This window comes from Cupriavidus sp. FW305-26 (assembly GCF_058787975.1).
Window position 1 is genome coordinate 1 of the sequence record NZ_JBYTAH010000122.1, and the last position, 11921, is coordinate 11921.

At 68.4% G+C, this 11921-nt stretch carries 7 protein-coding genes and 1 pseudogene; 5 read left to right on the plus strand and 3 right to left on the minus strand.

What is annotated here, in order from left to right:
* Window positions 1-96: 96 nt before the first annotated feature.
* Window positions 97-1188, minus strand: coding sequence for a redox-regulated ATPase YchF (ychF, locus tag AC3WQZ_RS34525; protein ID WP_492302070.1), 1092 nt, complete (start codon window positions 1186-1188; stop codon window positions 97-99).
* 112 nt (window positions 1189-1300) lie between these two features.
* On the opposite strand from ychF, the pseudogene AC3WQZ_RS34530 reads away from it, so the two are divergent.
* The 5 genes and pseudogenes from AC3WQZ_RS34530 to AC3WQZ_RS34550 all read left to right on the plus strand — a co-directional run bounded on the left by AC3WQZ_RS34530 (window position 1301) and on the right by AC3WQZ_RS34550 (window position 8857).
* A pseudogene (locus AC3WQZ_RS34530) lies at window positions 1301-2592 on the plus strand (UbiH/UbiF family hydroxylase).
* A gap of 51 nt (window positions 2593-2643) precedes the next feature.
* Window positions 2644-3402 carry a DsbC family protein gene (locus tag AC3WQZ_RS34535; RefSeq protein WP_011616111.1) on the plus strand — a complete coding sequence of 253 codons (759 nt, stop codon included), beginning with the start codon at window positions 2644-2646 and terminating at the stop codon, window positions 3400-3402.
* A gap of 112 nt (window positions 3403-3514) precedes the next feature.
* Window positions 3515-4519, plus strand: coding sequence for an acrylyl-CoA reductase (NADPH) (acuI, locus tag AC3WQZ_RS34540; RefSeq protein ID WP_010809891.1), 1005 nt, complete (start codon window positions 3515-3517; stop codon window positions 4517-4519).
* 76 nt (window positions 4520-4595) lie between these two features.
* Window positions 4596-6410, plus strand: coding sequence for a M61 family metallopeptidase (locus AC3WQZ_RS34545; protein WP_010809892.1), 1815 nt, complete (start codon window positions 4596-4598; stop codon window positions 6408-6410).
* A gap of 50 nt (window positions 6411-6460) precedes the next feature.
* The gene (locus AC3WQZ_RS34550; protein ID WP_439668298.1) at window positions 6461-8857 is read left to right on the plus strand and encodes an FUSC family protein; all 2397 of its coding nucleotides are present in this window, start codon (window positions 6461-6463) and stop codon (window positions 8855-8857) included.
* Between the two features lie 10 nt (window positions 8858-8867).
* Here the strand turns inward: AC3WQZ_RS34550 and AC3WQZ_RS34555 are convergent, their stop codons facing one another.
* A complete protein-coding gene (locus tag AC3WQZ_RS34555) occupies window positions 8868-10199 on the minus strand; it encodes an ABC transporter ATP-binding protein (RefSeq protein ID WP_439668296.1) in 1332 nt (443 codons plus the stop codon).
* Window positions 10200-10206: 7 nt separating this feature from the next.
* Window positions 10207-11901 (minus strand): ABC transporter permease, encoded by a 1695-nt coding sequence (locus AC3WQZ_RS34560; protein ID WP_492302072.1) that lies wholly within the window; start codon window positions 11899-11901, stop codon window positions 10207-10209.
* Between the last annotated feature and the right edge of the window lie 20 nt (window positions 11902-11921).

Below are 11921 nucleotides of genomic sequence, written 5' to 3' on the forward strand. Positions count from 1 at the left end.
GGGGAAGGGGATGGAGAGGCTGTGAGGCGAAAGTGATGTCCCAGGCTCAAAGAAAAAAGCCACCGCATGCGGTGGCTTTTTCATGACGTCTGGCGGTCAGACGTTGAACAGGAAGTTCATCACATCCCCATCCTTCACCACATACTCCTTGCCTTCCGCCCGCATCTTGCCGGCTTCCTTCGCGCCGGCCTCACCCTTGAAGCTGATGAAGTCTTCATAGGCGATGGTCTGCGCGCGGATAAAGCCGCGTTCGAAGTCGGTGTGGATCACGCCGGCTGCCTTGGGGGCGGTGTCGCCGACGTGGATGGTCCAGGCGCGCACTTCCTTGACGCCGGCGGTGAAGTAGGTCTGCAGGCCGAGCAGCTTGAAGCCGGCACGGATCACACGGTCCAGGCCGGGCTCTTCCATGCCCAGGTCGGCCAGGAATTCGGCCTTGTCGGCATCGTCCAGGTCGGCGATCTCGGCTTCGATGGCGGCGCAGACGGACACCACGGGGGAATTGGTCAGCTTGGCGTACTCGCGCACGGCGTCCAGGTGCGGGTTGTTCTCGAAGCCGTCTTCACGCACGTTGGCGACATACATGGTCGGCTTGGCGGTGATCAGGCAGAACGGCCGGATGGCTTCCCACTCTTCGGGCGCCAGGTCCAGGGTGCGCACGGCCTTGGCCTGGTCCAGCACGGCTTGCGCCTTTTCCAGCACGGCGACGAGGCGCTGAGCTTCCTTGTCGCCGGCGCGGGCCGGCTTGATGTAGCGGGCCAGGGCCTTCTCGACGGTGGCCAGGTCGGCCAGCGCGAGTTCGGTGTTGATCACTTCGATGTCCGACAGCGGGTCCACCCTGCCGGCCACATGGATCACGTTATCGTCCTCGAAGCAGCGCACCACGTGGGTGATGGCGTCGCATTCGCGGATATTGGCCAGGAACTGGTTGCCCAGGCCTTCACCCTTGGAGGCGCCCGCCACCAGGCCGGCGATATCGACGAACTCGACCGTGGCTGGCAGCACGCGCTCCGGCTTGACGATCTCCGCCAGCTTGGCGAGCCTCGGATCCGGCACTTCGACCACACCCACATTGGGTTCGATGGTGCAGAACGGGTAGTTTTCGGCGGCGATGCCGGCCTTGGTCAGGGCATTGAACAGCGTGGACTTGCCGACGTTGGGCAGGCCGACGATGCCGCATTGGAGGCTCATGGTAGAAGGCGGGAAATTGCAAAACCCGTATTCTAGCGGATGGGGGCCTCGCCATCGGCCGGGTTGAGCCGGCGTGGGGCGGGGCCAGGAGTGACGTGGCTATAATCCAGCCATGACCCGATCCCACGCGTCCGCGCGCCCGTCTGCGCGCAACTCCTCCGCTTTCCAGGTTGCTGTCGTCGGCGGCGGCATCGTCGGCAAGTCCTGCGCGCTGCTGCTGGCCCAGCAGGGCATGGACGTGGCGCTGGTCGCGCCCAGGCCGCCCCGCGCCAGCGGCCGCACGGCGGCCGGGCCGGATGACTGGGACAGCCGCATCTACGCCTTCTCGGCCAGCTCGCAGACGCTGCTGGAGCGCATGCGGGTGTGGGAGGCGCTGGACCCGGCGCGGATCCAGCCAGTGCGCGACATGCGCGTGTTCGGCGATGTCAGCGCGGCCGAGACCTCGCCCAGCCTGGACGGGGACCTGCATTTCTCGGCCTACGCGGCCGCGGTGCCGCAGCTGGCGTGGATCATCGAATCCAGCCACGTCGAGCGCTCGACACAGCGCTGGGCTTCCAGCACCAGGTGACCTGGCACGACGCCACGGCGAGCGCGTTCGAGCGCGATCCTGACGGCGTCACGCTGACCCTGGGCAATGGCGAGAAGCTGCGCACGGCCTGCGTGGTCGGTGCCGACGGCGCGCGCTCCTGGCTGCGCCAGCAATGCCACATCGGCGTCAGCACGCGCAAGTACCGCCAGCTGGGCGTGGTCGCCAATTTCGCCTGCGAGCGCCCGCACCAGGAAACCGCGTGGCAGTGGTTCCTGGGCGCGCCCGAAAAGCTGATGGCCGACGAGGAACCCGCCAACGGCGAAGTGCTGGCGCTGCTGCCGCTGCCGGACAACCATGTGTCGATGGTCTGGGCCGCCGAAGAGGCCCACGCGCGCGAGCTGCTGGCGCTGTCGCCCGAGGCGCTCGCCGCCACGGTGATGCAGGGCGCCAGCGGCGCGGTCGGCGCGCAGTTCGGCGCGCTGCGCTGCGTGACCCCGGCGCAGGGCTTCCCGCTGGTGCTGCAGCGTGCCGACCAGTTCGTGCAGCCGCACGTGGCGCTGGTGGGCGACGCCGCCCACGTGTTGCATCCGCTGGCCGGCCAGGGCATGAACCTGGGCCTGCGCGACGTCGCGGAACTTGGCCGCGTGATGGCCGACAAAGAACCTTTCCGCAGCGAGGGCGACCTGCGCTTGCTGCGCCGCTACGAGCGCGCCCGCGCCACCGATTTGCTTGCGCTGACCGCGGCCACCGACGGACTGCACCGGTTGTTCTCGTTGCCGGGCGGCGTCGCGCGCGTGGTGCGCAACACCGGCATGCGCGCGGTCGGCGGCCAGTCCTTGCTCAAGCGCTTCCTGATCGCGCGCGCGCTTGGCTGACCGCGGCCGCGCCAACGTTCCGATCCCTTTACCGAATACTCTGGAGTCCACATGTTCCCATTCCTGCGCCGCCGCCCCGCCATGAGCGCCGCGATCACCGCCATCGCCGGCGGGCTGGCCGCGGCGGGCTTCGCGCTGCATGCCATGGCCGCGGGCGAGCCCGGCACCGACCGCATCAAGGAGTCGCTGCAGAAGATGGTGGGCGGCCGTGCTGAAGTGAAGAGCGTGAGCAAGACCCCGGTGCCGGGCCTGTTCGAGGCCAATATCGGCGGGCAGGTGGTCTACACCGACGCCTCGGGCCGCTACATCCTGAACGGCGAGATGATCGACACCCGCACCGGCACCAACCTGACCGAGGAGCGGCTGGCCGAGATCAACCGCATCAAGTGGTCGGACCTGCCGCTGGCGCGCGCGATCAAGTGGACCAAGGGCGATGGCAGCCGCCAGGTGGCGGTGTTCTCCGACCCCAACTGCGGCTATTGCAAGCGCATCGAGCAGACCTTCCAGCAGATGGACAACATCACCGTGTACACCTTCCTGTACCCGGTGCTGTCGCCGGATTCCGAAACCAAGGCCAAGCAGGTCTGGTGCGCGTCCGACCGCACCAAGGCCTGGCGCGACTGGATGCTCAAGCAGGTGGCGCTGACCGGCAACGGCAGCTGCAAGACCCCGCTGGAAGAAAACCTGGCATTGGGCCACAGCATGAACGTGACCGGCACTCCGGCGGTGTTCTTCACCGACGGCACCCGCATTCCCGGCGCGGCGGATGTCGCCACGCTGGAACGCAAGCTCGCCAGCATCAAGAAATAAGCGCGCGCCGGACCTGTACCGGCCCGATCGACGGCCGGACTTGTCCGGCCGTTCTGCATTCTGCCTTTTCCCTGATTCCATGCGATCGCCGGCAGGCGACAAAGGAGACACCATGACCTTCCAGGCATTGCTGCTGACCCAGGCCGACGGCGCCACCCAGGCCAGTATCGCCACGCTCGACGACGCGCAGCTGCCCGCCGACGGCGACGTGCTGGTTGCCGTCGACTACTCCACCATCAACTTCAAGGACGGGCTGGCGATCACGGGCCGCTCGCCGGTGGTGCGCAAGTGGCCGATGGTGGCGGGCATCGACGGCGCCGGCACGGTGCTGGAATCCGCGCACCCGCGCTGGAAGGCAGGCGACAAGGTAGTGCTCAACGGCTACGGCGTGGGCGAGACGCATTGGGGCTGCCTTGCGCAGCGCGCGCGCCTGAAGGGCGACTGGCTGGTGCGCCTGCCCGACGCCTTCACCACGCGCCAGGCCATGGCGATCGGCACCGCGGGCTATACCGCGATGCTGTCGGTGCTGGCGCTGGAGCGCGGCGGCGTCGACGGCCCGGTGCGCCCCGGCGATGGCGAGGTGCTGGTGACCGGCGCCTCCGGTGGGGTGGGGACGGTGGCGATCTCGCTGCTGAGCAAGCTTGGCTACAAGGTGGTGGCCTCGACCGGCAAGACCCGGGAGGCGGATTTCCTGAAGGCGCTGGGCGCCGATGACGTGATCGACCGTGCTGAGCTGGGCGTACCCGGCAAGCCGCTGCAAAAGGAGCGCTGGGCCGCGGTGGTCGACTCGGTCGGCTCGCACACGCTGGTCAATGCCTGCGCCCAGGTGCGCTACGGCGGCGTGGTGACGGCGTGCGGGCTGGCGCAGGGCCTTGACTTCCCGGGGTCGGTGGCGCCGTTCATCCTGCGCGGCATCACCTTGCACGGCATCGACAGTGTGATGGCGGCGATGCCGCTGCGCGAGCAGGCCTGGCAGCGCCTGGCCGGCGACCTGGAGCCGGACCGGCTCAATGCGCTGACGCGCGAGATCGGCCTGGGCGATGCGATCGAGGCGGGCCGCAAGATCATGGAAGGCGGCATGCGCGGGCGCGTGGTGGTGGATGTGAATCGCGGCTGATCGCGCACCGTCGCCCTGATGCACCACCGCGTCGGCGCTGCATCCGTGTCCTGGCGCCGACGTTACAATCCTGCCCATGACGCCGATCCGCTACGCCATCGCCCCGCTTCAGCCTGAAGCGCACCTGTTTGCCGTCACCGTCACCGTGAGCGAGCCCGATCCCGCCGGCCAGTGTTTCTCGCTGCCGGCCTGGATCCCGGGCAGCTACATGATCCGGGACTTCGCGCGCAATATCGTGCGCATCCGCGCCGATGCGGGCGGGCGCGAGGTCAGGCTGACCAAGCTCGACAAGCAGCGCTGGCAGGCCGCGCCGGTCAGCCTGGCCGACGGCCCGCTGACGCTCAGCTACGAGGTCTATGCCTGGGACCTGTCGGTGCGCGCGGCGCACCTGGACACCACCCACGGCTTCTTCAACGGCAGCTCGGTGTTCCTGTGCGTGGACGGGCAGGCCGAGCGGCCATGCACCATCGATATCCATGCGCCCGCCGGCGAGGCCTATCGCGGCTGGCGCGTCGCCACCGCCATGCGCGAAGCGCCCGGCCGCGCAGGCGCGAAGCGCTACGGCTTCGGCCGCTACCAGGTGGCCGACTACGATGAGCTGGTCGATCATCCGGTCGAGATGGGCACCTTCCAGCTGGCCAGCTTCCGCGCCTGCGGCGCGCAGCACGACGTGGTCTTCACCGGGCGCGTGCCGCAGCTCGACCTCGAGCGCGTGTGCCGCGACCTGAAGCGGATCTGCGAAGCGCAGATCCGGCTGTTCGAGCCCAAGACCGCGCAGGCGCCGTTCCTGGACAGCAACCGCCGCTACGTCTTCATGACGATGGTCACCAGCGACGGCTACGGCGGCCTGGAACACCGTGCCAGCACCGCGCTGATATGCGCGCGCAATGACCTGCCGGTGCGCGGCGACAGTGATACCAGCGAGGGCTACCGCACCTTCCTCGGGCTGTGCAGCCACGAGTATTTTCACACCTGGAACGTCAAGCGCATCAAGCCGGCCGCGTTCGTGCCGTACCGGCTGGCCGAGGAAACCTACACGCCGCTGCTGTGGCTGTTCGAGGGTTTCACCAGTTACTACGACGACCTGGTGCTGGTGCGCTCCGGCTGCATCACCGACGAGCAGTACATCGAGATGCTGGCCAAGACCTGGAACGGCGTGCTGCGCGGCAGCGGCCGCACCAAGCAGAGCGTGGCGGAAAGCTCCTTCGATGCCTGGACCAAGTACTACCGCCAGGACGAGAACGCCCCCAACGCCATCGTCAGCTACTACACCAAGGGTTCGCTGGTGGCGCTGGCGCTGGACCTGACCATTCGCGACAAGACCCGCGGGCGACGCTCGCTGGACGATGTCATGCGCGCGCTGTGGCGCCGCTACGGCCGCGGCTTCTACGCGCCGGGCGCGGTGCAGCGCGGCGTGACCGAGGCCGAGGTCCATGCGCTGTTCGATGAAGTCACCGGCCTGCGCATGGGGCCGCTGCTGCGCTCGCTGACCGAAGGCACCGGCGAGCTGCCGCTGCCGGCGCTGTTCAAAACGTTCGGCGTCAAGGCCGATGCGCAGAAGCCGGCGCGCACCGCGGCGCTGGGTATCAAGGTCAAGAGCGATGAGGGCTGGGTGCGCGTGGCGCAGGTGTTCGACGGCGGCGCCGCGCAGGCCGCCGGCCTGTCCGCCGGCGACCTGCTGGTGGCGATTGACGGCCTGCGCGTGGCGCCGGGCCAGATCGACAAGCTGCTGGCGCGCTACCGTAGCGGCGACCGCATCGAGCTGCACGCCTTCCGCCGCGACGAGCTGCAGGTGCTGCCGGTGACGCTGGCACGCGAGCCGGCGGCGCAGTTCAAGGTGAAGCTCGAGAGCGGACGGCACGCGGCGCGCTCGCGCTGGCTGGGCCAGTGAACTAGTTTTCCGCTGCCACACCCGCCACCGCACGCCATCGCCCCCGCTGCATGCAATACGCGCACGATCCCCGCACCTTCCTGTATTCGCACTACATCTACCGGGGGCTGCGCTCGGCCACCGGGGTGATCGGCGCCACGCTGATCGCGCTGCACTTCAGCGACCTGCCCACCGCGATGGTGGTGTCGATGGGGGCGCTGTGCACCAGCCTGATGGACCTGCCCAGCCCGCTGAACCACAAGTTCAACGAGATGATGGCCAGCGTGCTGCTGTGCAGCGTGGTCACGCTGGTGGTGGCGCTGGCCACGCCGTTCCCGCGCGTGATGCCGTTCCTGCTGGTGCTGGTGACGTTCCTGGCCGGCATGATGACGGTGTACGGCAACAAGACGCTGCCGCTGCAGTTCGCGGCGCTGTTCGTGATGACGCTGACCATCAACGAAGACTTCCTGGTGCGGCGCGCGCTGGAGCACGCGGCGCTGTTCAGCATCGGCGCGGTCGCTTATCTCGGCTATGCGATGCTGGTGAGCTGGATCACCGAGCGCCGCACCAAGCAGCAGGTGCTGGCCGAATCGTTGTATGAGCTGGCCGGCTATCTCGAGATCAAGGCCGGCTTCTACGACGCCGGCAACGACTACGAGGCCCAGTTCAACCAGCTGGTGCGCCAGCAGATCGTGGTGGCCGAGCGCCAGCAGGCCGCGCGCGACCTGGTGCTGCGCGGCAACCGCACTCCGCACGACGGGCTGCTGGTGCAGGTGCACCTGCGCATGCTCGACCTGTACGAGTATATCCTGTCGACCAACACCGACTATCCGCTGCTGCGCCAGACCTTTGCCGGCACGCCGGTGCTGGACCATCTGCGCGGGCTGGTGCTGCAGATGTGCAAGGACGTGGAAGAGATCGCCTACGAGATCACGCGCGGCCGCGCCTCGTACGCCACGGTGGAATATCGCCAGGGCCTGCGCGCGGTCGAGGCCGAGGTCGAGCAATTTCGCCACCACCATATCAACCCGGCGGCGATGACGGCGCTGGTCGATACGCTCGACATGATGCGCGGCGCGATCACGCTGGTCGGCCAGCTGCACGAAGCGTCGCGCACGCCGGTGGAGCCGGCCAGGGTGCTGCCCGGCTCGGACATGACGCCGTTCCTGACGCGCCAGAAGTATGAGTTCAGCGTGCTGCGCGACAACCTGAAGTGGAGTTCGCCGGCGTTCCGCTTCTCGCTGCGGATCTCGATGGCGGTGTCGCTGGGGCTGTGGATTGCCGAGCACCTGCCCTATGTGTCGCACAGCTACTGGATCCTGCTGACCATCATCGTCATCCTGAAGCCCAACTTCAGCATGACCAAGCAGCGCTACAACGACCGCCTGATCGGCACGCTGATTGGCTGCGTGGTCGCGGTCGCGATCCTGAAGGTGGTGCACCAGCCGCTGATCCTGCTGGGCGTGCTGTTCCTGTCGCTGGTGGCCAGCGCCGCGTTCGTGACCATCAAGTACCGCTACACCGCGATTGCCGCCTGCATCCAGGTGCTGATCCAGATCCACCTGCTGATGCCGGGAAGTCCCACGGTGGCGGGCGAGCGGCTGGTGGATACCGTGATCGGCGGCATCATCGCCTCGCTGTTCAGCTTTGTGCTGCCGAGCTGGGAATACCGCGCCATCCCCAAGCTGGTGGAGGGCGTGCTGCAGGCCAACCGCCGCTATATCGGCGCCACGCGCGACCTGCTGCTGCGTAGGACCAAGGATGACTTTGCCTACCGCGTGCAGCGCAAGCAGTTTATGGACAACCTGTCGGCGCTGATCTCGTCGTTCCAGCGCATGCTGGACGAGCCCAAGAGCCGGCACCGCGCGGTGGACAACCTGAACCGCTTTATCGTGCAGAACTACCTGGTGGCCGCGCACGTGGCGGCGGCGCGCATCCAGGTGCGCCAGCACTATGACGAGCTCGATATCCCGGCCGCGGAAGCCGCGATCGAGCAGGCCACCGAGGCCGCCAGCCACAGCCTGCAGGTGGCCAGCGAGCGGCTGCATGCCGATGAGCGGGGCGGCGGCCGTGGCGCGGGCTTTATCCGCAGCGGGAAAACGCCGTTGGAACGCAAGGAGGCAGCGCCTGCCGCCGCGGACAAGGCGGAGGAAACTCCCGCTGAAGCTGTCGCCGATGCCGAACCAGTGGCGGCCACCGTCAGCGTCGAAGTCGCCGAGGCCGCCGAGGATGCCGTCGCCGAACGCCGCGCCCGCCTGGCCGATTCGGCCGACAAGCGCCGCACCGACGTGCTGGTGCACGCGGCCGCCGCCGGCGAATCCAGCCATGAGGCTGGTCCCACCGCCAGCTCCACCGGCCGTCCGGCCAATGCGGTGCTGGATCGCCGCCTGCGCGCGTTGCGCGAGGATGCGGCCAAGATCGCGCTGCGCACGGGGGCCATCGGGCGCGCCATACGGGCGCGCGTCTGAGCCTGGTGGCTTACGGCGCCTCGGGCAGCTCTTCCTCGGGCAGTGTCAGCATGCCGCTGTTGTAGCGGTACTCGTAGATCTCGCCGTAGCGCCCCCAGCCGATCGCCACGCTGAGCACGCGCTCGGCCTCGGCGGGCTTCAGGAACTGCTCCAGTTCGTGCAGCACCTGTTCTTCGCGGATCTCGCCGGCCTCGCTGGCCACCAGTTCGCGGCGGATATGCGCGGCCAGTGCGACGTTGCCCAGCAACTGCTGGCCGAACATCACCTTGCGTTGCTGCGGCCCGGCGGCGTACCAGGCGCGGCCGGCCCCGGTGGCGGCGATGTCGCCGCGCTCGATCGACACCAGTTGCACCAGCTGCAGCGCTTCGCACGCAGGCAGCAGTTCGTCGTCGGTGAGGCCGGCTTCGTCGGCCAGGTGGGGCAGGTCGGCGCGGCAGTTGAAGGGTGCCTCGCACAGCAGGTCGAGGATCGCTTCCATCTGGCTGATGTCGGCGTCCGGCAGCCGGTAGGCGATCTGGCGCGCGGGCGCTTGCGCGGGCAGGCGCGCTTCCGCGGCGGGGGCGGTCATCAGCGCGTAGATCTCGTCGACCAGCGCGCGCACCTGCGCGCTGTCGCGGTTGCGCGGACGCGGCAGCGCCACTGGCACCTCGGCGCGGATGCGGCCCGGGTCGCTCGACAGGATCACGATGCGGTCGGCCATCATCACTGCCTCTTCGATATTGTGCGAGACGATCAGGATGCTCCTGATATTGGCACGGCCGCTTTCCCACAGCGCCAGCATCTCGTCGCGCAGGGTCTCGCCGGTCAGCACGTCCAGGGCCGAGAATGCTTCATCCATCAGCAGCAGGTCCGGCTCGGTCACCAGCGCGCGCGCAATGCCCACGCGCTGGCGCATGCCGCCCGACAGCTCGCGCGGCAGTGCGCTGTTGAAGCCGGCCAGCCCGATCATGTCGATCGCGGCCTCGGCGCGGCGCTCGCGCTCGGCCCTGGGCACGCCCTGGGCCTCGAGCCCCAGCTCAACGTTCTGCTGCACCGTCAGCCACGGGAACAGCGCGAACGACTGGAACACCATGGCGATGCCCTTTGCGGTGCCGGCCAGCCGTTCGCCGCGAAAGTCCACCTCGCCGCGGTCGGCGCCGACCAGCCCGGCCATGATGCGCAACAGCGTGGACTTGCCCGAGCCGGACTTGCCCAGCATGGCGACGATCTCGCCCTCGCGCAGCGTCAGGTCCACGCCTTCGAGCACGGCACGGTCGCTCTGGCTGGCGGTGCGGAAGATCTTGCCGACGCCGCGCAGCTCGATCACGGCGGGGGCGGCGGTGGATGCAATGTTCTCTGCCATCGTTGCCTTACAAGCGGGTGCGCTCTTGCGCGAGTTGATACAGGCGGTTCCACAGCAGCCGGTTGAAGCCGACCACGAACAGCGCCATCACGACTATGCCCAGCGCAATGCGCGGGAAGTCGCCGCGCGCGGTGGTCTCGGCGATGTAGCTGCCGAGCCCGGTGGCGACGATGGTGCGGTCGCCCCAGGTCACGTACTCGGACACGATGCTCGCGTTCCACGAGCCGCCGGCGGCGGTCACCAGCCCGGTCAGCAGGCTCGGGAACACCGCGGGGATCAGGAAGCGCTTCCACAGCAGCCAGCCACGCAGGCCGAAATTGCGCGCGGCGAGTTTCAGTTCGGTGGGAATGCCCGACGTCCCCGCGACCACGTTGAACAGGATGTACCACTGCGTGCCGAAGATCAGCAGCGGGCTCAGCCAGATCTCCGGGTTCAGCCCGAAGCGCACGATCAGCATCACCGCCAGCGGGAACATCAGGTTGGCCGGGAAGGCGGCCAGGAACTGCGCGATCGGCTGGGCAATGCGCGCCAGTTCCGGGCTCAGGCCGATGCGGATGCCGATCGGCACCCACACCAGCGCCGCCAGCGCGATCAGCACCACCACGCGCACCATCGTGATCGTGCCGAGCCACAGCACATGGCCGACTTCGGCCCAGCCCACCTCGCTGTGCACGAAGTAGCCCACGCGCAGCAACGCGGCCAATGCCACCAGCACGATCACGGCGTCGCGCACGCGGCCGAACCAAAGCGCGCGCCGCGGATTGTCCGGCTGCGCCGGGGCCTGCCCGCGGCGCGCGCCCCACGCCAGCGTGCGCCCGGCCAGCGCCGCCGTCTGCGCCAGCACTGCACCCACCCACGCCGAGCGGCGCAGCAGGTCCAGCAGCCACGACTGCGGCAGCTTGTCCTGCGCCAGGGTCTCGAAGCGGAAGCGGTCGGCCCATGCCACCAGCGGGCGGAACAGCAGCTGGTCGTACAGCAGGATGCCCGCCAGCATCGCCAGGATGGCCCAGCCGATCGCGGCCAGGTCCTGCTGCTGGATCGCCAGCGCGATATAGGAGCCGATCCCAGGCAGGCGGATGTCGTGGCCGGATACCGAGATCGCCTCGGACGCCACCACGAAGAACCAGCCGCCGGACATCGACATCATCATGTTCCACAGCAGCCCCGGCATGGCGAACGGCACTTCCAGCCGCCAGAAGCGCTGCCACGGCGACAGCCGGAACATGGCCGCCGCTTCCATCAAATCGCCCGGGATGGTGCGGAACGACTGGTACAGGCTGAACGCCATGTTCCACGCCTGCGAGGTGAAGATGGCGAAGATCGCCGCGCACTCGACCCCTGCGATATTGCCGGGAAAGAGGGCGATAAAGCCGGTCACGGTGATCGACAGGAAGCCCAGCACGGGTATCGACTGCAGGATGTCCAGCGCCGGCACCAGCACCTTCTCCGCCGTGCGGCTCTTTGACGCCAGCGCGGCAAACGCCAGCGAGAACAGCAGCGACGCCGCCAGCGCCGCCAGCATGCGGATGCTGGTGCGCATCAGGTAATAGGGCAGGTAGGCCACGTCCAGGTGCACCGCCAGCTGCTGGTCGGGCTGGAACGGGGCGTTCATCTGCTGCGCGGTGAACGCGATCATCACGATCACGGCCAGGATGATCGGCAGCAGGGCCAGGTCGAAGCGGTTGGGCGGGGCGCGCAGCAGCTGGCTGTCAAAGCCAGGGG

What these genes read in the sequence shown, in the direction of transcription:
- ychF (WP_492302070.1), bottom strand. Translation starts at nt 1,188, where the DNA reads ATGAGCCTCCAATGCGGCATCGTCGGCCTGCCCAACGTCGGCAAGTCC.
- AC3WQZ_RS34545 (WP_010809892.1), top strand. Translation starts at nt 4,596, where the DNA reads ATGACGCCGATCCGCTACGCCATCGCCCCGCTTCAGCCTGAAGCGCAC.
- AC3WQZ_RS34555 (WP_439668296.1), bottom strand. Translation starts at nt 10,199, where the DNA reads ATGGCAGAGAACATTGCATCCACCGCCGCCCCCGCCGTGATCGAGCTG.
- AC3WQZ_RS34550 (WP_439668298.1), top strand. Translation starts at nt 6,461, where the DNA reads ATGCAATACGCGCACGATCCCCGCACCTTCCTGTATTCGCACTACATC.
- AC3WQZ_RS34535 (WP_011616111.1), top strand. Translation starts at nt 2,644, where the DNA reads ATGTTCCCATTCCTGCGCCGCCGCCCCGCCATGAGCGCCGCGATCACC.
- acuI (WP_010809891.1), top strand. Translation starts at nt 3,515, where the DNA reads ATGACCTTCCAGGCATTGCTGCTGACCCAGGCCGACGGCGCCACCCAG.